Annotated in this window: 19 protein-coding genes and 3 pseudogenes; 15 read left to right on the forward strand and 7 right to left on the reverse strand. The window is 66.2% G+C overall.

What is annotated here, in order from left to right:
• Positions 1 to 2 precede the first annotated feature (2 nt).
• Both EET03_RS10980 and EET03_RS10985 read right to left on the reverse strand, forming a co-directional pair.
• Positions 3 to 1,556 carry an MFS transporter gene (locus EET03_RS10980; RefSeq protein ID WP_099194119.1) on the reverse strand — a complete coding sequence of 518 codons (1,554 nt, stop codon included), beginning with the start codon at positions 1,554 to 1,556 and terminating at the stop codon, positions 3 to 5.
• Positions 1,556 to 2,257 carry an LppX_LprAFG lipoprotein gene (locus EET03_RS10985; protein WP_075541830.1) on the reverse strand — a complete coding sequence of 234 codons (702 nt, stop codon included), beginning with the start codon at positions 2,255 to 2,257 and terminating at the stop codon, positions 1,556 to 1,558. Before EET03_RS10985 ends, EET03_RS10980 begins: the two co-directional genes overlap by 1 nt.
• A 118-nt stretch (positions 2,258 to 2,375) precedes the next feature.
• On the opposite strand from EET03_RS10985, the gene EET03_RS10990 reads away from it, so the two are divergent.
• From EET03_RS10990 to EET03_RS11040, 11 genes and pseudogenes are all read left to right on the forward strand, one after another.
• Positions 2,376 to 3,023 carry a riboflavin synthase gene (locus EET03_RS10990; protein ID WP_075541806.1) on the forward strand — a complete coding sequence of 216 codons (648 nt, stop codon included), beginning with the start codon at positions 2,376 to 2,378 and terminating at the stop codon, positions 3,021 to 3,023.
• 383 nt (positions 3,024 to 3,406) lie between these two features.
• On the forward strand, positions 3,407 to 4,693 hold the full coding sequence (locus EET03_RS10995; RefSeq protein ID WP_075541805.1) for a bifunctional 3,4-dihydroxy-2-butanone-4-phosphate synthase/GTP cyclohydrolase II: 1,287 nt from the start codon (positions 3,407 to 3,409) through the stop codon (positions 4,691 to 4,693).
• Positions 4,690 to 5,172, forward strand: coding sequence for a 6,7-dimethyl-8-ribityllumazine synthase (ribH, locus tag EET03_RS11000; protein WP_075541804.1), 483 nt, complete (start codon positions 4,690 to 4,692; stop codon positions 5,170 to 5,172). The genes EET03_RS10995 and ribH overlap by 4 nt, the downstream gene beginning before the upstream one ends.
• Positions 5,169 to 5,639, forward strand: a complete 471-nt coding sequence (locus EET03_RS11005) for a PH domain-containing protein (protein WP_075541803.1) — start codon at positions 5,169 to 5,171, stop codon at positions 5,637 to 5,639. Before ribH ends, EET03_RS11005 begins: the two co-directional genes overlap by 4 nt.
• A gap of 24 nt (positions 5,640 to 5,663) precedes the next feature.
• Entirely contained in the window at positions 5,664 to 6,347 is a 684-nt protein-coding gene (locus tag EET03_RS11010; RefSeq protein WP_075541802.1) for a hypothetical protein, read from the forward strand.
• A gap of 111 nt (positions 6,348 to 6,458) precedes the next feature.
• Positions 6,459 to 6,842, forward strand: a complete 384-nt coding sequence (locus tag EET03_RS32380) for a ricin-type beta-trefoil lectin domain protein (protein WP_279637674.1) — start codon at positions 6,459 to 6,461, stop codon at positions 6,840 to 6,842.
• Positions 6,843 to 7,127: 285 nt separating this feature from the next.
• Positions 7,128 to 9,071: an excinuclease ABC subunit UvrC gene (gene uvrC / locus EET03_RS11020; protein ID WP_075541801.1), complete on the forward strand. Its 1,944-nt coding sequence runs from the start codon at positions 7,128 to 7,130 to the stop codon at positions 9,069 to 9,071.
• Complete coding sequence (gene rapZ / locus EET03_RS11025) at positions 9,068 to 9,973, forward strand: RNase adapter RapZ (RefSeq protein ID WP_063470466.1); 906 nt, start codon at positions 9,068 to 9,070, stop codon at positions 9,971 to 9,973. The genes uvrC and rapZ overlap by 4 nt, the downstream gene beginning before the upstream one ends.
• A pseudogene (locus EET03_RS11030) lies at positions 9,970 to 11,056 on the forward strand (YvcK family protein). The gene rapZ and the pseudogene EET03_RS11030 overlap by 4 nt, the downstream one beginning before the upstream one ends.
• Entirely contained in the window at positions 11,053 to 12,030 is a 978-nt protein-coding gene (whiA, locus tag EET03_RS11035) for a DNA-binding protein WhiA (protein ID WP_099194120.1), read from the forward strand. The pseudogene EET03_RS11030 and the gene whiA overlap by 4 nt, the downstream one beginning before the upstream one ends.
• Before the next feature lie 73 nt (positions 12,031 to 12,103).
• Entirely contained in the window at positions 12,104 to 13,489 is a 1,386-nt protein-coding gene (locus EET03_RS11040) for a WS/DGAT/MGAT family O-acyltransferase (protein WP_075541798.1), read from the forward strand.
• A gap of 671 nt (positions 13,490 to 14,160) precedes the next feature.
• Here the strand turns inward: EET03_RS11040 and EET03_RS11045 are convergent.
• The 3 genes from EET03_RS11045 to EET03_RS11055 are packed head-to-tail and all read right to left on the reverse strand — an operon-like array spanning position 14,161 to position 17,813.
• Entirely contained in the window at positions 14,161 to 15,438 is a 1,278-nt protein-coding gene (locus tag EET03_RS11045; RefSeq protein ID WP_075541797.1) for an alpha/beta hydrolase, read from the reverse strand.
• On the reverse strand, positions 15,435 to 17,069 hold the full coding sequence (gene fadD12 / locus EET03_RS11050) for an acyl-CoA ligase FadD12 (RefSeq protein WP_075541796.1): 1,635 nt from the start codon (positions 17,067 to 17,069) through the stop codon (positions 15,435 to 15,437). Before fadD12 ends, EET03_RS11045 begins: the two co-directional genes overlap by 4 nt.
• A 3-nt stretch (positions 17,070 to 17,072) precedes the next feature.
• Complete coding sequence (locus EET03_RS11055; RefSeq protein ID WP_099194373.1) at positions 17,073 to 17,813, reverse strand: lysophospholipid acyltransferase family protein; 741 nt, start codon at positions 17,811 to 17,813, stop codon at positions 17,073 to 17,075.
• Between the two features lie 334 nt (positions 17,814 to 18,147).
• Here EET03_RS11055 and EET03_RS11060 point away from each other — a divergent pair.
• A pseudogene (locus tag EET03_RS11060) lies at positions 18,148 to 19,415 on the forward strand (PucR family transcriptional regulator).
• 81 nt (positions 19,416 to 19,496) lie between these two features.
• Here EET03_RS11060 and EET03_RS11065 read toward each other — a convergent pair.
• Positions 19,497 to 20,108, reverse strand: a complete 612-nt coding sequence (locus EET03_RS11065; RefSeq protein WP_082274519.1) for a Rieske (2Fe-2S) protein — start codon at positions 20,106 to 20,108, stop codon at positions 19,497 to 19,499.
• Positions 20,109 to 21,105: 997 nt separating this feature from the next.
• Here EET03_RS11065 and EET03_RS32385 point away from each other — a divergent pair.
• From EET03_RS32385 to EET03_RS11075, 3 genes and pseudogenes are all read left to right on the forward strand, one after another.
• Positions 21,106 to 21,296: pseudogene (locus tag EET03_RS32385) on the forward strand (PE family protein); the annotation flags it as partial.
• A gap of 132 nt (positions 21,297 to 21,428) precedes the next feature.
• Positions 21,429 to 22,058 carry a PE-PPE domain-containing protein gene (locus EET03_RS32390; RefSeq protein WP_279637676.1) on the forward strand — a complete coding sequence of 210 codons (630 nt, stop codon included), beginning with the start codon at positions 21,429 to 21,431 and terminating at the stop codon, positions 22,056 to 22,058.
• A gap of 216 nt (positions 22,059 to 22,274) precedes the next feature.
• Positions 22,275 to 24,041, forward strand: a complete 1,767-nt coding sequence (locus tag EET03_RS11075; RefSeq protein WP_075541792.1) for a DUF3556 domain-containing protein — start codon at positions 22,275 to 22,277, stop codon at positions 24,039 to 24,041.
• 9 nt (positions 24,042 to 24,050) lie between these two features.
• Here EET03_RS11075 and EET03_RS11080 read toward each other — a convergent pair whose 3' ends face one another.
• On the reverse strand, positions 24,051 to 24,611 hold the full coding sequence (locus EET03_RS11080; RefSeq protein WP_075541791.1) for a QsdR family transcriptional regulator: 561 nt from the start codon (positions 24,609 to 24,611) through the stop codon (positions 24,051 to 24,053).
• Between the last annotated feature and the right edge of the window lie 259 nt (positions 24,612 to 24,870).

Genomic DNA, 24,870 nt, shown 5'->3' on the forward strand with positions numbered 1-24,870 from the left:
GTTCATTGCTGGGGTGCGACCGCCTGGTGCCGGGGGAGTTCCGGCTCCTCAGCGTGCTCCTTGCGGCCGCTGACCAACAGGCCCAGCAGCGCTCCGAACACACAAATCACCATCGTCACCTTGAAGATGTCTCCGTACATCAAGGCGAACGCTTGCCGGTACAGGGCTCCGATTGCGGCCGCACGCTCAAGCAGCGTGGCGTTGGGCGGGACGGCCGCCGACAGCCCCGCCAATATCTGGTTGAACCGGTACAGCCCCCAGGCGCTCAGCGCGGCCATCCCGATCAACATCCCGGTCATCCGCGCCACCACCACCGCCGCTGAGGCGATGCCATGCTCAGCGGAGGGGACCACCCGCAGGGCCGCCGAGGACAGCGGCCCGATCACCAGACCGAGCCCCAGCCCGGCGACCAGCAGGTCGGCGTGCATCGCGGGCACCGTGAACAAGCCGAAGATGCTGTGGCGATAGGCCAGCAGGTCGACCGGCCAATAATGCATCAGCCAGTAGCCGCCGGCGGCCACCAGCAGGCCGATGAACGTCATCACACGGTCGCCGGCCCGAGTGGCGACCCAACCGCCCACCACCGCCCCGATCGGCAGGGCGATCAAGAACCACAGCAGCATCCCTGCCGCCTGGGCCTGGTCCATATCCAGCACACCCTGGCCGAACAGCTCCACATTGACCAGGGTGACCATCAACGCCGCGCCGGCGCACACCGATGCGCCCAACGCGGACAGGAACGGCCGGAAGTGCACACCGGCCGGTTCGATCAGCCGGGTGCGGGCCATGCGCTCCCAGACGAAGAACAACACCGCGGCCACGACCGCGCCGATCACCAGCGACAACCCGTAGCTCGGTAGCACCTGTTTGCCGTCGGGGTTGGGGTTGTAGAGCCCGATCACCGCCAGACCCAGCGCCGTGGCCAGGAGTAGCCCGCCGATCACGTCAATCCGTTCCGGCTCGGCACTGCGGTCATGGGACGGCAGGCTGAAGTGGATCATCACCATCGCGATCGCGGTGAGCGGGACGTTGATCCAGAACACGTCGCGCCAATCATGGAACAACCAGACGATGAAGATCCCGTACAGCGGACCCAGCACACTGCCGAGTTCCTGTGCGGCGCCGATGCCGCCGAGCACACCGGCGCGGTTGCGCTGGGCCCACAGATCGGCACCCAGCGCCAGCGTGATCGGCAGCAGTGCGCCGCTGGCAACCCCCTGGACGGTGCGCCCGGCGATCAGCATGTGGAAATCGCCGAAGTGTCCGGCCAGCGCGGTGATCACCGAACCCGCGGCGAAGCCGGCGAGGCTGACTTGCAGCATGAGTTTGCGGCCGAACCGGTCGGAGGCCCGGCCCAGCAGCGGCATCGCGGCAATGTAGCCCAGCAGGTACATCGTGACGATCCAGGTGATCCGCTGCAGCTGGTTCACGGGGATACCGACGCTGTTCATGATGTCGCGCATGATGGTGACCACGACATAGGTGTCGAGGGCACCCAGCAGCACCGCGAGGCTGCCCGCGCTGATCGCTACCCGGCGGCCCGTCTGCGTGCTCATCAGCTCACCGGCGGTTTCGTGACTTGCACCTGCTCGCCCCAATTCGACAAGGTCATCTGGACGGAATTGCCCGAACCCCGATCCAACTTGACCTGGGCCAGCTGGTGGTCGCCGTTCTCCTGGATCCACACGGTGCCCGGCACCGGATCGGTTGCACTGAACGGCGGCGCGATCTGATTCACGGCGTCCGCCGTGACCTTCCCGCTGATGCGGATGGTGCTCTGTCCGTTGATGGTGTCGCGCCCTTCGGCTTTGGCGTTGGTGAAGTTCGCCAGCACGTTGGCCAGCCCGGTGTCAGGGTTCAGGATCTGCGAGGGATCGTAGATGTCGGCGGCCGGACCGAAGTCGCTCCATTTGTTGGGTGTGAGGGTGGCGTACAGGATCCCTTCGAAGACGACGAAGTCGGCATCGACATCGGACCCGCCGAGGGTGAGCTTGACGTTTCCTTTGGCGGCAGTGGGATTGGTGGTGAGATCGCCGGTCAGCGTCTTCATCGACAATCCCGGGATCTTGCCGTTCACCGTCAGGACCAGATGTGCACTCTTGACGATCTTGGTCTTGTCGGTCGCCTGCTTCACCAATGCCGTCGCTTCGGGTAATGGTCCGCCGCTGTCTTTCTTGCCCGACGAGCAGCCCGCGACCACCGTGGTGGCGAGGCTGAGGGCGGCGACAACAGCGAAGAGACGTCTGGGGGGTTGCATACCCAGCATCGTAGAGGGTGCCGGTGACCGCCTCGGGCAACGCAGGGCCCGCGGTCGGTCGGGGCATCGCGGTTATACCGGCGAACCCGGGGCCACCCGGAGCCACTAGCCTGGGGCGATGTTCACCGGAATTGTCGAGGAACTCGGCGAGGTGATCGCGCGGGACACCCTCACCGACGCGGCGCGCCTGACCATCCACGGTCCCGTCGTCACCTCCGACGCCGGCCACGGCGATTCCATCGCCGTCAACGGTGTCTGCCTGACCGTGGTGGAAGTGCTGCCCGACGGCCAGTTCACCGCCGACGTGATGGCCGAGACGCTCAACCGGTCCAGCCTCGGCGATCTGCGGCAAGGCAGCCGGGTCAACCTGGAGCGGGCCGCCGCGCTCAACAGCCGCCTCGGCGGGCACATCGTGCAGGGGCATGTGGACGGGACCGGCGAGATCGTGGCCCGGACACCGTCGCAGCATTGGGAAGTGGTCCGGATCGAGGTTCCCGCGACGTTGGCTCGCTACATCGTGGAGAAGGGATCGATCACCGTCGACGGCATTTCGCTGACCGTTTCCGGGCTCGGCGCCCAGCCGCGGGACTGGTTCGAGGTCTCGCTGATTCCGACGACTCGGGAGTTGACCACGCTGGGTTCTGCGCCGGTGGGGACGCGGGTGAACCTGGAGGTCGACGTGCTCGCCAAGTATGTTGAGCGGCTGCTGCAGGCCCCCCGAACAGCCGACGCCGGAAGCGCGGCGGCAACCGAGAACACCGCTTAGCAAGGCGAACGCGCTCGGGTATGCCCCCACGTTGCGAACCAGTGAGCCGCGCGATGGCAGTCAATCAGTCAACGAGGAAAACGGTGTCGATTATCGCTTGCCCGTTCGCGCGTGGTCGCGCTTTTCCAATGGCGGCGAAACACCGATAGCGGAATAACCCAATAAAGTCGGCAACATTCGGGTCGCCCAGCCTTGGAGGAGTCACGAATGAATGCGTGAATCGGTGCGCGGTTGCTCGACGGCATTGCCGACTGCCTGATCAGAAGGCACGCGAATGAGCCATCTCACTGAATAAGGCGACATCCGAGGCGGCAGCGTGGTTCATACTGAATGCGACATGCGGGCATTGCCGGCCCGGCTCCCCGACAGCAAAGGTAACAACGATGACGAGGCTGGATTCCGTCGAGCGGGCGGTTGCCGACATTGCGGCGGGCAAGGCCATCATCGTCATCGATGACGAGGACCGCGAGAACGAGGGCGACCTGATCTTTGCCGCCGAGAAGGCCACTCCGGAGTTGGTCGCCTTCATGGTTCGCTACACCTCCGGCTACCTCTGCGTACCGCTGGACGGCTCGATCTGCGACCGGCTCGGGTTGTTGCCGATGTTCGCGGTCAACCAGGACAAGCACGGCACCGCCTACACCGTCACCGTCGATGCGCGACAAGGTATCGGGACCGGTATTTCGGCGTCCGACCGGGCCACCACCATGCGGTTGCTGGCCGATCCGGCCAGCATCGCCGACGACTTCACTCGTCCCGGTCACGTCGTTCCGTTGCGGGCCAAGGACGGCGGCGTGTTGCGCCGCCCCGGCCACACCGAGGCGGCCGTCGACCTGGCGCGGCTGGCGGGACTGCAACCCGCCGGCGCCATCTGCGAGATCGTCAGCCAAAAAGACGAAGGGGCAATGGCCCAGACCGACGAGTTGCGGGTGTTCGCCGACGAGCACGGTCTGGCGCTGATCACCATCGCCGATTTGATCGAGTGGCGCCGCAAGCACGAAAAACATGTCGAGCGAATCGCCGAAGCCCGGATCCCGACTCGGCATGGGGAGTTTCGCGCCATCGGTTACTCCAGCATCTATGAGGACGTCGAACACGTGGCGCTGGTGCGCGGCGAGATCGCCGGCCCGAACGCTGACGGCGATGACGTGTTGGTCCGGGTGCACTCCGAATGCTTGACCGGGGACGTGTTCGGGTCGCGCCGCTGCGACTGCGGACCTCAGTTGGACGCCGCGATGGCGATGGTTGCGCGGGAGGGGCGTGGCGTGGTGCTGTACATGCGCGGCCACGAGGGCCGCGGCATCGGCCTGATGCACAAATTGCAGGCCTACCAATTGCAGGACGCGGGTGCGGACACCGTGGATGCCAATCTCAAGCTTGGTTTGCCTGCCGACGCAAGGGATTACGGGATCGGCGCGCAGATCCTGGTCGACCTCGGGGTCCGGTCGATGCGGCTGCTGACCAACAACCCGGCCAAACGGGTCGGGCTGGACGGATACGGACTGCACATCATCGAGCGGGTGCCGCTGCCGGTGCGCGCCAATGCGGAAAACATCCGCTACCTGATGACCAAGCGCGACCGGATGGGCCACGACCTGGTCGGGCTGGACGAATTCGGTCATTTCCAGGAATCGGTCCCGCTGCCCGGCGAATTCGGTGGTGCTTTGTGAGCGGTGGGGCCGGCGTGCCGGACATCCCGGCGCTTGACGCGTCCGGTGTGCGGCTGGCGATCGTGGCCAGCACCTGGCACAGCCAAATCTGCGACGCGCTGCTTGCCGGCGCGCAGAAGGTGGCTGCCGACTCCGGCATCGACAACCCGACGGTGGTGCGCGTACTGGGCGCAATCGAGATTCCGGTAGTGGCACAGGAATTGGCCCGCCAGCACGACGCTGTCGTCGCGCTGGGTGTGGTAATCCGTGGTGAGACACCGCATTTCGACTATGTCTGCGATGCGGTGACCCAAGGGCTGAGCCGGGTCTCACTGGACGAGTCCACCCCCGTGGCGAACGGGGTGCTGACCACCAACACCGAGGAGCAGGCCCTGGATCGAGCCGGGCTCCCGACGTCGGCGGAGGACAAGGGCGCGCAAGCGACCGCGGCGGCACTGACCACCGCGCTGACCTTGCGCGAGCTACGCGTTCAGTCGTGACGGCGGACCCGCAGCAAGACGACTGGGACGTGGTGTTGCGTCCCTACTGGACGCCGAGATTCGCCTGCGTCGCAGCATTCCTGATTGTCGCGGTGCATGTCGCGGTGGGCATGCTGCTGAAGGTCGGGACCACCGGCGTGGTCCTGCGAACCGCTGACCAGGTGGCGATGGGCGCGCTGGGGCTGATTTTTGCCGGCGCTGCGCTGCTGTTGACCCGGCCCCGGCTGCGGGTGGGGCCGGCCGGCCTTTCGGTACGTAATCTCTTGGGCTACAAGCTGCTTGCCTGGCCGGACGTGGTCGGTGTCTCCTTTCCGGGTGGCAGCCGATGGGCGCGGATCGACTTGCCCGACGACGAGTACATCCCGGTGATGGCGATTCAGGCGGTGGACAAGGAACGCGCCGTGGCCGCCATGGACACCGTGCGAACCCTGCTGGCCAAATACCGACCGGACCAGCATGCACAGTGAACGCGCTGCCCGTACCATCGCGCCATGGCACGCATTGGTCGAGATGGCGGCAGGGGCTGGATAGCCGCCGGGCTGGCCGCCGTCGTGGCCACGATGTGCGCGTGCACCTCAACGGTGGCCGGCCATGCCATGCGTCCCACCGGCCAGCCCGCGGGGCCATCCACGTCCGCCAAGCCCGCTCCGGCGAGGGAGCTGTTGCTAGCGGACGGGGACCGTGCTCCGTTCGGCCAGGTGACCCAGTCTCGGGTTGGCGACAACTACTTCACCAGCGCCGTGCCGCCGGAGTGCCAGGCGGCGCTGCTGTTCAAGGACTCACCACTGCGGCCGCCGGGCTCCTCGGACCACGCTGAGGCGGCGTATAACGTCGGAGGTGAACCGCTCTACGCCGAGTCGGTCGACGTCTACGCCAACACGCTGAACGTGCACGACGTGGTTTGGAACGCCTTTCGTGCGGTGTCAGGCTGCCATGGTGACGCGGTCGGGGTCAGCCCGTCCGGAAGGTCCACGCCAATGAGACTCAATTACTTCGCGATAGCGGCAGACGGCGTCCTGGTATGGACCATGAGTAGCCCGCGCTGGACGTGTGATTATGGGTTGGCGGTGGTTTCGCGGGCGGCTTTGGTCGTGTCGGCGTGTGATTTCCAGTCCGGATTCCCCATGGCAGAGTGGGCGTCTCAACGAAGGACGCAATTGGACACCCGAGCTTGAGCTAGGCCGGATGAGAGCGTGACGCATGCACGCATTCCGGTTGACGGGCGGTGTGCGCCGGGTCGGTGTGCTAACGGGCGCAGCGTCGGTGTCGCGCTGCTCAGAGCCAGTGTGGCTAGTGCCGACGGCGTCGTCCAGTTGAAGAACCGATTAGCTGGTCTGTGTCTGAAGGGACCGAGCGGCAACTTCAACGCCCCGGCGGTGATCAACCCCTGCAATGGGTGTCGGGCTATTCAGCGCTGGAACCTCACGGCTGCGCGGCAGCTCGAGAGCGTGGCCTTCCCCGGGACTTGCCTGGCAACCAATGTAGTGAGCAGTTGGCTGGTCACCCTCGTGCGGTCTTTCGTCCAATGGTCAAACCTCGAGCGGCCTCGGTGCCGGGCTCAACGCCGGCGTTGGCGCGCCGCACCCGGGAACTCTGGTGAACCACCTCAATTGCGGCCTCGACGGACCGCCAAAAGTGGGATCAAGTTCCGTGACCGTGCTCGTTGCTGACGTCTCGTTACCCGTTGAGCCTTCGCGGGTCGACGAGATCGCTGTGCGCATCACTGCGAACCCGGACCATCGCCTTGACCCGCCAACGTCCCCGAATCGCTGCTGGGTACCCGCACCCGCGTCCAGGAGCGTGCGCACCGCATTAACGCCGAACGCCGGCACAACCGCCAGAGCCGCCAAGACACCCGCGCTCGTCGCCGCCTGCCGACACCCCGGAACTGCCACCTGATCCCGACGAGCCCCCGCCTTTCTAGATGCGCTTCGAACGACCACTAGCCTGGGTACGTGCCAGATCCCGCAACGTACCGCCCCACGCCCGGGTCCATCCCGGTCGAGCCTGGCGTCTACCGGTTCCGGGACCCGCACGGGCGGGTGATCTACGTCGGCAAGGCAAAAAGTCTGCGCAGCCGGCTGACGTCGTACTTCGCCGACGTCGCCCATCTGCATCCGAGGACCCGGCAGATGGTGACCACCGCGGCCAAGGTCGAGTGGACGGTGGTCAACACCGAGGTCGAGGCGCTGCAGCTGGAGTACAACTGGATCAAGGAATTCGACCCCCGCTTCAACGTTCGCTACCGCGACGACAAGTCGTATCCGGCGCTGGCCGTCACGCTCAACGAGGAATTTCCCCGGTTGATGGTCTATCGCGGTCCACGGCGCAAAGGTGTGCGTTATTTCGGGCCGTACTCGCACGCGTGGGCCATCCGGGAAACTCTCGATCTGCTCACCCGGGTGTTTCCCGCGCGAACCTGCTCAGCCGGAGTGTTCAAGCGCCACAAGCAAATCGAGCGCCCATGCCTGCTCGGCTACATCGACAAATGTTCGGCTCCCTGTGTCGGCAGGGTCAGCGCCGAGCAGCACCGCCAGATTGTGGAGGACTTCTGCGATTTCCTGTCGGGTAAGACCGACCGGTATGCCCGCGAGTTGGAACGCCAGATGAACGCCGCGGCCGAGCAGCTGGATTTCGAGCGAGCCGCCCGGCTTCGCGACGACCTGTCGGCGCTGAAGCGCGCCATGGAAAAGCAGGCCGTGGTGCTCGGCGACGGTACCGACGCCGACGTGATGGCCTTCGCCGACGACGAACTCGAAGCCGCGGTGCAGGTGTTCCACGTCCGCGGCGGCCGGGTCCGTGGCCAGCGCGGCTGGATCGTCGAAAAGTCCGGAGACCCCGGGGATTCCGGTGAGGAGCAGTTGGTCGAACAGTTCCTCACCCAGTTCTATGGTGAGCAGGCCGAGTTGGGTAGCGCCGCAGACGAATCGGTCAACCCGGTTCCGCGTGAGGTGCTGGTGCCCTGTCTGCCGTCCAACTCCGAGGAGTTGTCCAGCTGGATGTCGGGGCTGCGCGGCTCCCGGGTCACGCTGCGGGTGCCGCGCCGCGGCGACAAGCGGGCGCTGGCCGAGACCGTGCAGCGCAATGCGAAAGAGGCGCTGCAGCAACACAAGCTGAAGCGAGCCGGTGACTTCAACGCCAGATCGGCTGCACTACAGAATATTCAGGAAGCTCTCGGGTTGCTCGACGCGCCGCTGCGCATCGAGTGTGTCGACATCAGCCATGTGCAGGGCACCGACGTGGTGGGCTCGCTGGTGGTCTTCGAGGACGGCCTGCCGCGCAAGTCGGATTACCGCCACTTCGGGATCCGGGAGGCCGCCGGCCAGGGACGCTCCGACGACGTCGCCTCCATCGCGGAAGTGACCCGACGACGCTTCCTGCGCCACGTAAGTGATCAGAGCGATCCGAATCTGCTTAGCCCGGAAGGGAAGTCACGGCGGTTCGCTTACCCACCCAACCTTTACGTCGTCGACGGCGGCGCACCGCAGGTCAATGCGGCCAAAGCCGTCCTCGATGAACTGGGTGTCAGCGACGTCGCGGTGATCGGCCTGGCCAAGCGGCTAGAAGAGGTGTGGGTGCCGTCCGAGCCGGACCCCGTCATCATGCCCCGCAACAGCGAGGGTCTTTATCTGCTGCAGCGGGTGCGCGACGAGGCGCACCGATTCGCCATCACTTACCATCGGAGCAAACGATCCAAGCGAATGACGGCATCGGCGCTCGATGGGGTGCCCGGATTGGGAGAACACCGTCGCAAGGCGCTGGTCACCCATTTCGGGTCGATCGCCCGCCTCAAGGAGGCCACCGTAGACCAGATCACGGCCGTTCCGGGTATCGGCGTAGCCACGGCTACGGCCGTCCTCGAGGCGCTGCGCCCTGACCGATCGGACGCTTCGGAATGACCGGGGACAGCTCAGCGGGCCCGGAAAACCATGCAACGCCCGATATCGACGTGGTTCTGGTGACCGGGTTGTCCGGAGCCGGACGCGGCACGGCGGCCAAGGTGCTGGAGGACCTGGGCTGGTATGTCGCAGACAACCTGCCGCCCCAGCTGATCACCCGCATGGTGGACTTCGGGCTGGCAGCGGGATCGCGGATCACCCAACTAGCCGTGGTGATGGACGTGCGGTCACGCGGATTCACCGGCGACCTGGACGAGGTGCGCAACGAACTGGCCACCCGCAACATCACCCCCCGGGTGGTGTTCATGGAGGCGTCGGACGACATGTTGGTGCGCCGCTACGAACAGAATCGGCGCAGCCATCCGCTGCAGGGCCAGCAGACGCTGGCCGAGGGCATCGCCGCCGAGCGAAAAATGCTGGCGCCGGTGCGCGCCAATGCGGACCTGATCATCGACACCTCGACCCTGTCGGTACGGGGCTTGCGGGAAAGCATCGAGCGCGCGTTCGGCAGCGACGGCGGCGCGACCACCAGCGTCACCGTCGAATCCTTCGGCTTCAAATACGGGCTGCCGATGGACGCCGACATGGTGATGGACGTGCGTTTTCTGCCCAACCCACACTGGGTGGACGAGCTACGGCCACTCACCGGCCAACACCCCGCGGTGCGTGATTATGTGCTGGAGCAACCGGGCGCGGCCGAGTTCCTGGAGACTTACCATCGGCTGCTGTCGCTGGTCGTCGAGGGCTACCGCAGGGAGGGGAAGCGCTATATGACGGTTGCCGTCGGCTGCACCGGCGGCAAGCATCGCAGTGTGGCGATCGCCGAAGCGCTGATGCGGCTGCTCGGCTCCGATTCGGGACTATCGGTACGGGTGCTGCACCGGGATCTGGGTCGCGAATGAATACGGCAGGCAGCCCGCATTCAAGCCACAGCATCGTCGCTCTGGGCGGCGGACACGGGTTGTATGCGACGTTATCGGCGGCGCGCCGGCTGACTCCCTACGTCACCGCGATCGTGACCGTCGCCGACGACGGTGGTTCCTCCGGCCGGCTGCGCAGCGAACTCGGCGTGGTGCCGCCCGGAGACTTGCGAATGGCGTTGGCGGCCTTGGCATCTGATAGCCCGCACGGGCGATTGTGGGCGACCATTCTGCAGCATCGATTCGGCGGTGATGGCGCCCTGGCCGGACATCCGATCGGCAACCTGATTCTTGCCGGTCTGTCGGAGGTGCTGGCCGATCCGGTTGCCGCGCTCGACGAACTCGGACGCATCCTGGGCGTCAAGGGCAGGGTGTTGCCGATGTGCCCGATCGCGCTGCAGATCGAGGCCGACGTGTCCGGCCTGGAGTCCGACCCGCGAATGTTCCGCCTGATCCGCGGGCAGGTGGCGATCGCCACCACGCCGGGAAAGGTGCGGCGGGTGCGGTTGCTGCCCCCGGACCCGCCGGCGACCCGCCAGGCTGTCGATGCCATCATGGCTGCCGACCTGGTGGTCCTGGGACCCGGCTCGTGGTTCACCAGCGTGATCCCGCATGTGCTGGTGCCCGGACTGCTCACGGCGCTGCAGACCACCACCGCCCAGCGGGCCCTGGTGCTCAACCTGGTGGCCGAGCCGGGGGAGACGGCGGGCTTTTCGGTGGAGCGTCATCTGCACGTGCTGGCCCAGCATGCCCCGGGGTTCACCGTGCACGACATCGTCATCGACGCCGAACGAGTGCCCAGCGAGCGGGAGCGCGAGCAACTGCGCCGCACCGCAACGCTGCTGCAGGCCGAGGTGCACTTCGCCGACGTCGCCAGACCTGGTACACCTTTACATGACCCGGGCAAGCTGGCGGCCGTCCTCGACGCGGTGCGGGCGCGGGACAGAGGCCCGGCGGCGACTCCGGTGACGACACAGGAGATACCGATCGAGGGTGGACGTCAACAGACCGGCGTGCACGGCGCTGGGCGGCAACGGACCGAGGAGTGACGACGCGTGGCGATGACGACCGAAGTCAAGGACGAGTTGAGTCGTCTGGTGGTCAAATCGGTCAGTGCGCGGCGAGCTGAGGTCACCTCCCTGCTGCGGTTCGCCGGCGGATTACACATCGTGGGCGGCCGGGTGGTGGTCGAAGCCGAGGTGGACTTGGGCAGCATCGCCCGGCGGCTGCGCAAGGACATCTTCGAGCTGTATGGCTACAACGCGGTGGTGCACGTTTTGTCGGCCAGCGGCATTCGCAAGAACACCCGATACGTGCTGCGGGTCACCAATGACGGTGAGGCGCTGGCTCGCCAGACCGGGTTGCTCGATGTGCGTGGCCGTCCGGTGCGCGGTCTGCCGGCACAGGTGGTCGGGGGCAGTGTCGCCGACGCCGAAGCCGCTTGGCGCGGAGCCTTTTTGGCGCATGGATCGCTGACCGAGCCAGGACGCTCGTCGGCGTTGGAGGTGAGCTGTCCCGGCCCGGAGGCCGCGCTCGCGCTGGTAGGTGCGGCGCGTCGGCTCGGGGTCAGCGCAAAGGCCCGCGAGGTGCGCGGCGCCGACCGGGTGGTGGTGCGCGACGGTGAGGCGATCGGTGCATTGCTGACCCGGATGGGAGCGCAGGACACCCGGCTGGTATGGGAGGAGCGCCGGATGCGTCGCGAAGTACGCGCGACGGCCAACCGGCTGGCCAACTTCGACGATGCCAATCTGCGCCGCTCGGCCCGGGCGGCGGTCGCAGCGGCGGCGCGGGTGGAGCGTGCGCTGGAGATCCTCGGCGACACCGTGCCCGACCATCTGTCCGCGGCGGGCAAACTGCGGGTCGAGCACCGGCAGGCATCGCTGGAGGAGCTGGGCCGCCTCGCCGAACCACCGATGACCAAAGATGCTGTGGCAGGCCGGATCCGGCGATTGCTGTCGATGGCCGACCGCAAGGCGAAGGTCGACGGGATTCCGGATACCGAGTCGGCGGTGACGCCCGACCTACTCGAGGACGCCTAACCCGCCGGTCGGCGCGATGTGAGATTCTCGGGATAGCTGGCCCCGGCCGGTAGGCGCGGGCTATCGTCGCGGAATGAAGCGGCTCTCGAGTGTCGATGCGGCGTTTTGGTCTGCGGAAACCGCAGGCTGGCACATGCATGTGGGTGCGCTGGCGATCTGCGATCCCAGTGGCGCGCACGACTACAGCTTTCAGCGGCTCCGCGAACTGCTCGTCGAGCGATTGCCGGAGCTGCCGCAATTGCGGTGGAAGGTCGCCGGCGCACCGCTGGGCCTGGACCGGCCCTGGTTCGTCGAGGACGAGGACCTCGACATCGACTTCCACGTCCGCCGTATCGGCGTTCCCGGTCCCGGCGGGCGACGCGAGCTCGAGGAGCTCGTCGGCCGGCTGATGTCCTACAAACTGGATCGCTCCCGGCCGCTGTGGGAACTGTGGGTCATCGAGGGTGTCGAGGGCGGCCGGATCGCCACGCTGACCAAGATGCACCACGCGATCGTCGACGGCGTCTCCGGCGCCGGTCTGGGCGAAATTCTGTTGGACGTCACGCCCGAACCGCGGGCGCCGCAACAGGAAACGGTTGGGTTCGTGGGATTCCAGATTCCCGGACTGGAGCGGCGTGCGGTGAGCGCACTCATCAACGTCGGCATCATGACACCGTTCCGCATCGCGCGGCTGGTGGAGCAGACCGTGCGCCAACAGATCGCTGCTTTGGGTGTGCGCAGCAAGCCGCCGCGCTACTTCGACGCCCCCAAGACCCGGTTCAACGCGTCGGTGTCGCCGCACCGGCGGATTAGCGGCGCGCGGGTAGAGCTGGCCCGGGCTAAAGCCGTCAAGGACACCTTCGGGGTCAAGCTCAACGACGTCGTCCTGGCACTTGTGGCGGGGGCGGCCCGGGAATACCTGCAAAAGCACGACGAACTGCCCACCAAGCCGCTGATCGCACAGATCCCCGTCTCTACTCGTACCGACGAGACGAAATCCGATGTGGGCAACCAGATCAGCTCGATGACGGCCTCGCTGGCAACTCACATCGAGGACCCCGCCGAGCGACTCAAGGCGATCCACGAAAGCACCCGGAGCGCCAAGGAAATGGCCAAGGCGCTCTCGGCGCATCAGATCATGGGTCTGACCGAGACCACACCGCCGGGGCTGCTGCAGCTGGCCGCCCGCGCGTATACGGCCACCGGGCTGTCGCACAACCTGGCGCCGATCAACCTGGTCGTCTCCAACGTGCCCGGTCCGCAGTTCCCGCTGTACATGGCCGGTGCCAAACTGGATTCGCTGGTTCCGTTGGGGCCGCCGGTGATGGATGTCGCCCTCAACATCACCTGCTTCTCGTACATGGAGTACCTGGACTTCGGTTTTGTGACGACACCGGAAGTGGCCAACGACATCGACCAGATGGCCGACGCCATCGAGCCGGCGCTGACCGAACTCGAGCACGCCGCCGGCTTGCGCTGACGCTGTTGTCGCCCCTTGAGCTGTCGGGCGACTGGTCTGGTCAGTCGCCCGTGGCCGTCCTTGGGCTTTCGCAAGTGGATGCGGCCGCGGTGCATAAGGTGAGAGGCGTTGTACCTGGGGTCTGCCCGGCGGTGCGTGGGTCGGTGTGGCTCGGTGGCCGTCCATTGGCGGGAATCAGGTGTTGGGTTAGGCGATCCTGACGGTGACTTCCAGAACGCTTCCCGTACGCTGTGTCGGCTCGGTCATCGTGTAGGTGATCTGTTCGGGGATCGGATGCTTGCGCGGCGCCACAATGCTTCTGGTCTTCGATATGCTCGAGCACTGCTTGTGACTCGCGGGCGCCTGCTCTTTCGCTCGAATCTGTTGGGATGGCTGGTGTTCGGGAGAACGGAGATGCTTACCGGGCGACTGTGATGCCGTCGTATCGAGTGTGCGGTGACGGCTTTGAGTGTGCGTGCGGGGCGGGAACTTCGCGCTGGGACCGCCCTGGCGGCACAGTCACGCCGTCAGCGCGCGCTCGACGCCAAGAACGCACACTCGGCGCCACGAACGCACGCTCGACGCCATGAATGCACGCTCGACGCCCCCGAATTTCGCCTCCCGCACCGCAGCCCCCGAACCTTAGCAGCGACGAAATTCGGTGCCCGCGTTGGCTTGTCGGACCGCCGCAGCTACCGTGCGCCGGGCCCGTTCGTCACATAGACCCAGGACAGGAACCGGGCTACCGCGTCGGCGGCGTGATGCGCGCGTGGGGAACCGAAGATGTCGAAAGCATGTTGGGCATTTGGCAATTCAGCGTAGGCGACCGGGGACTTGGACACCGCGCGCAATTCGTCGACGAATTCTCGGGCTTCGACGACCGGGATGAGGGAGTCGTCGGCGCCATGCAGCACGAAGAACGGCGGCGCGTCGGCCCGCACGTGATGGATCGGCGACGCATCGACGAAAATCTGCCGATGCTCACTGAATTTCCGCTTTACCACGAACCTTTCGAGCAGCCCGATGAATTCGGGTCGCCCGTCGGCGTCGGTGGAATACCAGTCGTAGCGCCCGTAGAAGGGGACCGCCGCCACCACCGACGTGTCGGCTTGTTCGAAACCGGGCTGGAACCTGGGTTCGTTGGGCGTCAGAGCCGCCAGGGCCGACAGGTGCCCGCCGGCCGAACCTCCGCTGATCGCAACGAAGTCCGGGTCCCCGCCGTAGGCCGCGATGTTCTCCTTGACCCACGCCAGCGCACGTTTCACGTCGACGATGTGCGCGGGCCAGGCGTGCAGCGGAGAGACCCGATAGTTCAGCGACACGCAGACCCAGCCCCGCGAAACCAGGTGGCTCATCAAGGGATATGCCTGCGGGCGGCGCCAACCCAGCACCCACGCACCGCCGGGCACCTGGACCAACACCGGCGCCTTGCCGTCGCGGGGCAGGTCGCGGCGACGCCAGATGTCGGCCAGGTTGGCACGCCGGTGCGGGCCGTACGCCACGATGTTGGTCTTCTCGACGTAGCGCCGGCGCGCCACGGTGGTGCGCAGCGGCAGGTTACGCCGCCCCCGGCGCGTCGGCTCGGTAGGCAGCGCGGCCAGCTCCTTGGCGTAGTCGGGTCCGAGTCCTTCGCTCAACCCCGTTTCCAGTACCGGGCCCGGAGTGGTGATGCCGCGGTAGCGGATCACCCCCAAGATCGTCCAGGCCGCAACGGTCAACGCCAGCGCCGCCTTCCCTTTAGGTCCGGCGAAATCGCCGCGGCGGCCGCGCCGCACCGCGTCGAGCACCGAGGCGCTCAGATACAGCCCCGGCACCTCCGACGCCGGCCAGCCGAACCAGAACACCAGGGCCGAGGCGTAAGGGTGCCGGGTAATCGGGTGAAATCCGTTGGCGGCGTTGACGAGTTCGACGGCTCCGCGGGTCAGCGGCCGGGGACGGCGCGCCAGCCTCAGCAGTCGCTCGCCTCTCATGAGCCGCTGACCTTCGACTGCAGATCGGCGCGCAGGATTTTGCCGGTGCTGCCGCGCGGCAGCTCGTCGAGAACAGTGATTTCGCGGGGCACCTTGTAGTTGGCCAGGTTGTCGCGCACATGCTGTTTGAGGGCCTCGGGGGCCGCACCGCTATCGAGATGAGCGCCGGGCTCCAGCACCACGAACGCCGCGAGCCGTTGGCCGTACTGCTCGTCGTCCACGCCGATCACCGCGGCTTCGGCCACGTCGGGATGGGCGGCCAGCGTCTTCTCCACCTCGATCGGGTAGACGTTCTCGCCGCCGGAGACGATCATCTCGTCGTCGCGGCCGACAACGAACAGCCGTCCGTTCTGGTCGAGGTACCCGACGTCGCCCGAGGCCATGAACCCGGCATGGAAGTCCTTCGTGGTCCCGGAGGTGTAACCGTCGAATTGGCTGTCGTTGCGGACATAGATGCTGCCGACCTCGCCGACGGGCATCTCGTTGAATTTCGGGTCCAGGATCCGGATTTCGGTTCCCTCCGCCGGTTTGCCCGCGGTGTCGGGCGCGGCGCGCAAGTCGGCCGGGGTCGCGGTGGCGATCATGCCCGCCTCGGTCGCGTTGTAGTTGTTGTAGATCACGTCGCCGAACTGGTCCATGAAGGCGATGACGACATCGGGTCGCATCCGGGAGCCGGATGCGGCGGCGAAGCGTAACGACCTGCCGCTGTAGCGATTACGCACCTCAGCGGGCAACTCCATGATCCGGTCGAACATCACCGGCACCACCGCCAGACCCGTCGCCCGGTGACGGTCGACGAGATCCAGCGTGGCCTCCGGGTCGAACTTGCGCCGGGTGATGATCGTGCAGGCCAGCGACGCGGCCAGCACCAGCTGCGAGAACCCCCAGGCGTGGAACATCGGTGCCACGATCACGATGGGCTCCTCGGCGCGCCACGGTGTGCGATCCAGGACAGCTTTCAGCGTGCGGACTCCACCACTTCCGCCGGAGTGCTTGGCGCCCTTGGGTGTTCCGGTGGTTCCAGACGTCAGCAGGATCAGCTTGCCGTTGCCGCCGCGGCGCTGAGGCTGCTTCCCGGAGTGCCCGGCGATGAGCTTTTCGACGGTCAGCTCGTGCTGGTTGTCGGCCCATGCCACGATGCGAGTGGCTTCCCGTTTGGCCGCGAAGGCGCGATCCACCGTCGCGGTGAATTCTTCGTCGTAGACGACGGTGTCGACATTCTCCCGGCTCACCACGTCGGCCAGCGCGGGGCCGGCGAACGATGTGTTGAGCAACAAGATGTGGGCGCCGATCCGGTTGGCCGCGATGAGTGCCTCGACGAACCCGCGATGGTTGCGGCACATGATGCCCACGACCTTCGGGGGACCGGCAGGCAAAGCCTGCAGCGCAGCGGCCAAGGCGTTGCTGCGCTCATCGAGCTGCCGCCAGGTCAGCGTGCCCAGTTCGTCGATCAGCCCTGGGCGGTCCGGGCATCGCTGGGCCGCGCCGGCGAAACCCGCGGTGAATCCTAGACCTTCGCGACGCATCGCGGCGGCGATCTTCAGGTAACGGTCCGGCCGCATCGGTGCGATAATCCCGGCGCGCCGCATCGTCGTGATCAGACCGAGAGCCTCGGTGACGCGAGATGCCATGGCTCAGCCCAGAATCGGGAAGCGACGCGTGGCCGCTAGGTTGTTGAGGGCTTCCTGCATCACCGACCGCACATGCGTGTCGACCTCGTCGATGTCGGGGTTTTCGCCGAAGCGTGCGGTGATGTCGATCGGATCCAGCACCTCGGTGACGATTTTGGTCGGCAGCGGCAGGTTGGGCGGAATCGCGGCGCTGAAACCGAACGGAAAACCGAACGACAGGGGCAGGATGTCGCTGCGCAGCAGCCGCTTTAGTCCGAGGTGCTCGGCCAGCCAGGTGCCGCGCGACAGGTAGAGCTGCGTCTCCTGACCACCGATGGACACCGCGGGCACGATGGGCACCCCGGCGTCGATCGCGGTGCTGACATATCCCTTGCGACCGTTGAAGTCGATGACGTTCTCGGCGAAGGTGGGCCGGTACGCGTCGTAGTCACCGCCCGGAAACACGATCACCACGCCACCGGAGCGCAGCGCCTTGGCTGCGTTGTCCCGGCTGGCCCGGATGTAGCCGGTGCGCCGGAACAGCGATCCGGTCAGCCCCATGAACAGAATGTCGTGGCTCAGCGTGTAAACGGGCCGGTCGTAGCCGAATCTGTCGTAGAAATCGATGCTGAAGATAGGAACGTCCATCGGGAACATTCCGCCCGAGTGGTTGCCGACCACCAGCGCTCCGCCGGGCGGAAAGGAATCCAGGCCATGCACCTCGCACCGGAAGTATGTCTTCAAGATCGGGCGCATGACACTCATCAACCGCTTGGTCAGGCCGGGATCCCACTTGTCGATCTCGGGACCTCCGATGTCGGGCCTGTCGGTGCTCACGTTCCTCCCTCGAGGCTGTCTCTGGGCTGCGTTGCCGTCGAGTCCCTCGATGGTAGCGACCGGTGTCGGACCGGCGCGCCGGCATGGGCGGCGAAACCGCTCCGCTCTTGTTCGTGGCCGGGCACAGTGTTCATGTGGTGCCCGCCTCCGGCCGGGCAACGGTGTTCATGTGGTGCCCGCCTCCGGCCGGGCAACGGTGTTCATGTGGTGCCCGCCTCCGGCCGGGCAAATGACCAACTGAGCCCAGCAGAAGGGACGCAGAGTGGCCCAGGTCGGTGGCGGGGTCGGCGGTAGCCCCATTTCGGTGATCGCCCGACAGATGGACACGATTCGCGACCAGTTCATCGCGGAAGTGTTCGACACCATGAAAAGCGAAATCCAGGGGCTCGACTACGACAGCCGGATGATGGACATGTGGCAGGCCAGTATCACCGAGAACTACGTCGCAGCCGTTCATTACCTGGAACGGGACGCGCCGACATCGTTGCTCGAAGCGCCACCCGCCGCGCTGGCCTACGCTCGGGCAGCGCGCAGCGTGATGTGCCGCTGGCGCCGTTGGTTCGGGCGCATCGACTCGGCCATGCACGCTTTCTCGAGGTGGCCATGCAGTATGTGTCGCTGCTGGAACCCACGCAGCGAGTGCCGACCATCACCGAGTTGGTGAATCGTTCGTCGCGAATCGTCGACATGGTGGCCGACCAGATGATCGTCGCCTATGAAGAGGAACACGAACGCTGGCTGAGCCGCCGTGGCGGCTTGCAGCAGCAGTCGGTCAGCGAGTTGCTGGCCGGTACCCCGGTGGACGTGCAGCGCGCCGAGAAGTTGTTGCGGTACCGGCTGGACGGGATGCACGTCGCCGCGGTGGTATGGGTGGATGCGGCGGTGCCCACCGGTGACGTGATGGCCGTGTTCGAGCAGGTCCGTTGCCTGATGGCCGCCGAGCTGGGCTTGGTGGGTGGCTCGTTGCTGGTGCCGACCGACGAGCGGGAGGCGCGGCTGTGGTTTTCGGTCTGGGACGACCGCGCCGGTGATCCGTCGCGGCTGCGCACCGCGTTCGAGTCGGCGGGCATCCGAGCACGGCTGGCCTACGGCCAGGCGGCAGACGGGCTGCGCGGTTTCCGCGCATCGTTGAAACAGGCCCAGTTGGTGAAAGCGGTGGTGGATGCCGGTGCAGCCCGTCGCGGCGCCCGGGTTGTCTGCTACGACGACGTGGCGCCGATCGCGTTGATGGCCGCCGACGTGGATGCGCTGCGGTGCTACGTCGCAGAGGTACTGGGCGAGCTCAGCGTGGACGACGAGCGTAATGAGTGGCTACGCGAGACACTGCGCGAGTTTTTGGTGCGCAATCGCAGTTATGTCGCGACAGCCGAAGCGATGCTGTTGCACCGCAACACCATTCAGTACCGGGTAGCTCAGGCGATGGAGCTGTGCGGAGGCAGCTTCGACGATCCCGATGCCGTGTTCAGGGTGCAGGTCGCGTTGGAAATCTGCCGGTGGATGGCCCCGGCGGTGCTAGGAGCACCACAGTAAGGGTCGGATTCTTGTTGCGGTTGTTAGGCGCAGCGGGGGACGGTGTCACCACCGATAGCCGGTGGCTCGGGCCGCAACGGCTCAGCCCCGGGTGGCGGTGCGAACCTCGATGTGCCCGTTGGTTTCCCGCACGTCCAACAGGGGCTGGCCGGTGGTGGCAGGGCCGCGCACCAGTGTTCCGTCGCGAACGTCGAATTGTGACCCGTGGCATGGGCAGGTGATCACCGCGCCCTCCAGCTCGCCCTCGCTCAGCAGACACCCGCGATGGCTACAGCGGTTGTGAATGGCATAGAGCCCGCCGTTGTGGCGCACCAGCAGTACCGGCGCGTCCTCGGCATCCGTGCCGTGCAGTTGTCCGTCACCAAGCTCGGTGCTGTCAAGCACCGCCGTCCACTGCGGCGGACCGGGGTCGAACGCGGTTTGATTGACGCCGACCCCGCGCACATATGACATGTGGCCGCCCAGGTATCCGCTGAACCCCAGCACGGTGGCCCCGGCCAACGCGAGCAGCGTGCCGGATAGTCTCCGATCGCGCCGACGGGCTCTCAATGAGGCGGCGTAGAGCAGCAGTGCAACGCTGTTCAGTTCGGCATGGACCAGACCGACGCGGCGTACCCCTTCGTCGGAAAGTTCGGTGTCGGCCCAGTCGCTGATGCCGGTGAGCGCGGTGGGTAACGTCGCGGTAATGCCCACGCTGAATCAGCCGCCGTGCGGCTGTCGCACCGGAGTGGGGCGCGATCACATCCAGCAGCGACGCCGACAGGAATGAGCCGATGACCACGTCGGTCAACGGCGGATGGACCGGATGACCGAGCCACGTTCCGCTGATCGCTTGTTTCAATTTCGGCCGGGCCAGTACCTGGCGGATTCTCTTGGCGATCGACTGGGCTGGGGTGTCCAGCACCCGGGCTCGTTCAAACGCATCGACCAACGGTCGGGGGGGTGTGTAGGCCGGCATCCTCTGGCAGTACCCCACCCGGGCAATTTGAATCCGCTCGTCGGAGGTTTCAGTCCCGATCCAGTTCGGCCCTTGGGGGCACCGCGGTCGGGCCAAGCCTGGGGCAGGAGAGCTCATCCCGATCCGTCCAGCCTCCGGCTGCAGCGCCGCGCATTTTCGCGGCACGCTCATTAGAACCTATGCAAACACCTTATGCTGCAGCGTGTTTGAGGTAGGAGGGCGAGAAATTCGGGCGACCCAGCCGGGCAACGGGTCCGGCGGGGTGGCTACGACGCGAAGTCCTTTCATGCTGCGCGCACCAAAGTGATCTTGAGCTTCAGTGCGCGCGCATATGGTGTCCATCCGCCTTGGGCCTCTAGCGTATGCGCACGTCAATTCGCAAGACCACGTGAAAGAAGCCGAAAGCGCGGGTCGTGGTTCTTGGGACCGCGACGAGTTGTCCGAGGCGGCAGTGGGTATCCGTTCCGTGCGTGTTGAGGGGTCGCGCATGGCTGAGCCCGAGCCGGCGGAGGCGGCCGCGCCCGGCCGAGCGGTGGCCCGAAGTTACGGGGCCGGGTCCGCCAGAGGGGGGCGGACCCGGCGTGCGCTCGCCGGTTTCGGCCGGTTTCGGCATAGTCCGCGTGACTCGTTAGCTACCATCCAGCCACCGCGGGGCGGCGCCGATGCCGACCAAACGGGCACGGGAGGGTGGTAGTAGCGGGAATGTCGTTTGTGGTGGCCGAGCCGGACCTGATGGCGTCGGCGGCCTCGGATGTGGCCCGCATCGGTCCGACGATCAGCGCGGCCAACGACGCGGCAGCGGCCACCACCACCCAGCTGCTCGCCGCGGACGTCAAGAGGGGTCGCAGGGGATCGCCGCACTGTTCGGCGCGTACGCGCGGGACTATCAGGCCGCCAGCGCCCAGATCGCGGCGTATCACGACCACGTTGTGCGGGCGCTCGGGGCGGGGGCGGAGGCGTACGCCGGCGCCGAGGCCGCCAATCGCACGCTGGTGCAGCCGTCGCCCAACGGGACTATCGGGTCGCCGGGCGGGGGTGGGCCGACTGTTCTGATCATGGGACCCACCGGAGACCCGGGACCATCGTTTCGCTACTTGCAGCAGGTCTACAACCTCTACATCCGCCCCTTCTACCCGGGCTCACCAGTATTCGGTGTGACCACGCCCGAGCAGTTCCAGCCGTTCACCGGAATCCCGAGCCTGACCTTCGACCAATCGGTGGCCGCCGGTGCCGCCGATCTGCACGCCGCGATCATGGCCCAGCACGCCGCGGGACACGACGTGGTGGTCCTCGGCTTCTCCCAGAGCGCTTCGGTGGCCACCGCCGAAATGCGTTACCTGGCAAGCCTGCCGGCCGACTTACGGCCCGGCCCCGACCAGCTGTCCTTCGTGCTGCTCGGTGATCCCAACAATCCCAACGGTGGCTTACTCGCCCGTTTTCCGGGGCTGTTCGTGCAGCCGATGGGTCTGACGTTCAGCGGCGCGACGCCGAGCAACCCCTACCCGACGACGGTCTACACGCGCCAATACGACGGCTTTGCCGACTTCCCCCAGTACCCGCTCAACATTCCCGCCGAGCTCAACGCGCTGTTGGGTATCTATTACGCGCACGGCACCTATCAGGAGCTGACCCCGGCACAGGTCGCGGCGGGTGTGGTTCAGCCGGTGTCCCCGGCCGACGTCTGATCCGTAACGCCGACGACTCCGAATATCCGGGTGTGAAGGCGACGATCCGGGAAAGACCGGCGCGACGGTCTCGCCAGATGACCGGCGGTGGTGCGAACATCTATGTCAGAGGCACCGAGGGGGCCAACGATGCGCAGGACCGACCACCGAGTTGTACGACGCCGATTCACCTTGCCCGTCAATTGATTTCACACCGGACCAATCAGGAAGGCCGCCATGGGTTTCATGTCACCGGAGCTTCCGGACGTCGACCCCGCCACCTGGCAGACCCTGCCCCGGGCAACGAGGCTGCAAATCGTCACCCGGCATTGGGTCGAGCACGGCTTCGGAACCCCCTACGCCGCGTATCTGCTGTATCTGTTCAAGATCGGCGTTTACATCGCTGCGCCCGCGGCGATCATCTCGCTCACGCCCGGGCTGGGCGGGCTGGGCCACATCGCTGACTGGTGGACCCAACCGATCGTGTACCAGAAGGTCGTCATCTTCACGCTGCTGTTCGAGGTGATGGGCTTTGGCTGCGGCTCCGGACCGCTGACCGGCCGCTTCCTGCCGCCGGTCGGCGGATTCTTATATTGGTTGCGGCCCAAGACCATTCGACTGCCCGCCTGGCCGGACAAAGTCCCGTTCACCCGCGGTGATAGCCGTACCGTCGTCGACGTGATCCTCTACGCCGTCGTGCTGGCAGGTGGGGTGTGGGCACTGGTGTCCCCGGGACACGGCGGACCGGTCACCGGGGCCGGCGACGTCGGCCTGATCGACCCGGTGCTGGTCATCCCGACGATCGTGGCCCTGGCGCTGCTGGGTCTGCGCGACAAGACGATCTTCCTCGCGGCCCGCGGTGAACACTATTGGCTGAAGCTCTTCGTGTTCTTCTTCCCGTTCACCGATCAGATCGCAGCGTTCAAGCTCATCATGCTCGCGCTGTGGTGGGGCGCGGCGACGTCCAAGCTCAACCACCACTTCCCGTACGTCGTCTCGGTGATGACGAGCAACAACGCGCTACTGCGCAGCAGGTTGTTCAACTGGCTCAAGCACCTGCTCTACCTGGACCCGGTCAATGACCTGCGCCCGTCCTGGCTGCCCAAGCTGATGGCCCATGTCGGGGGGACCACCGCGGAATTCCTGGTCCCCGGGGTTCTGGTCTTCGTCGCCGACGGCCATCCCTGGCGATGGTTCCTCATCGGGTTCATGGTGATCTTCCACCTCAACATCCTGTCCAACCTTCCGATGGGGGTGCCGTTGGAGTGGAACGTGTTCTTCATCTTTTCGCTGTTCTATCTGTTCGGGCACTACGGCGCGATCCAGGCAACCGACCTGCAGTCACCGCTGCTGCTGGCCATCGTGCTCGCCGCGGTGGCCGTGGCCGTTGCGGGAAACCTTTTCCCCGAAAAGATTTCGTTCCTGCCGGCGATGCGTTACTACGCCGGCAACTGGGCCACCAGCGTGTGGTGCTTCCGTCCCGGGGCCGAGGACAAGCTCGAGGCCAACGTCGTCAAAAGCTCTGCGCTGGTGGTCAATCAGCTGACCAGGCTCTACGGCGCCGACAGCGCGGAAATCATGATGGACAAGACCGCGGCGTTCCGGGCGATGCATACCCACGGCAGAGCGCTCAACGGCTTGGTTTCCCGCGCCGTGGGGGGCGAGGTCGATGAAACCGACTACAGCGTGCGTGAGGGCGAGCTGATTGCCGGGCCGCTGGTCGGCTGGAATTTCGGCGAGGGCCACCTGCACAACGAGCAACTGCTGGCCGCGGTGCAGCGGCGGTGCAATTTCGAGGAGGGTGACATCCGCGTCGTCATCCTCGAGGGCCAACCGATCCACGTCCAAAAGCAGTGGTACCGCATCGTCGACGCGAAAGCCGGTGTGCTCGAGGCCGGCTACGTCGAGGTCAAGGACATGCTGTCGCGTCAACCGTGGCCGGAACCCGGCGACGAATTCCCCGTCCACGTCACGACTCAGCGCGCTGTGCCGGGTACGCCATAGCGGTCGCGGTCAGGCGGGGGCACCGGCAGGCGGCGCATCCCTTCCGAGGAGCGCGGTCACCGCCAGCGCCGCCTTGGCGGCGTCGTGTTGTTCGCCGGTGATGATGTCGGAGTAGAGGAAGGACTCGACGATCCGCACGATGAGGTACGCCAGGTCGTGCGGCGGTAACGGCGGCTGCAGCTGGGCACGTGTAATCTCCTCGCGGAGCAGGGTTTCGACGGCCGCAACCAGCCGCGCCTGGACCGTACTGGCATGTGTGGTCAGGATGCGCAGCGCCCGTTCTGGTTCTCGCCGCAGAAACTCGCGGAAGTACTCCGCCTCGTCCAGCAAAGCCACAAAGCTGCCGATGATGGCCGAGATCCGCCCGCCGCCGGACCCGGGCGCGTTGTTGACGGCCAGTGCCAGCGTGCGTTCGGCCAGCGACCAGAGAATCTCGGCCAGCAGTTCATCGCGGCTGCCGACCCAGCGGAACAAGGTGGCCCGGTTCACGCCGAGTTCGGCGGCCAGTTCCTGCATCTCGATCCGCCGACCGGCGATGAACCACCGGCGGGCGATGCGGAAGGCCGTCATGGCATCGGGGCGGCGGTCAGTCGCCGCCAGCAGTCGAGCCAGCTGTGTTTCGCCGATGTCGCACCTCCTGGCCTCGGTGAACCACGTCAGTCAACCAACGTCTCGCTTCTGCGACAGATTACCAGATGTTGCATCGTGGTCGCCGGTCAGTCGCCACCAGTTAGCCTCAAACACCGTCAGTACGACAGCTATTAGCACTAGCCAGTGCTGACTCAGGCTGGCCACAGTGAGAAAAATCGTGTTTAGTTGTAGATATGCA

It is taken from the genome of Mycobacterium innocens (genome assembly GCF_900566055.1).
Classification (GTDB): domain Bacteria; phylum Actinomycetota; class Actinomycetes; order Mycobacteriales; family Mycobacteriaceae; genus Mycobacterium; species Mycobacterium innocens.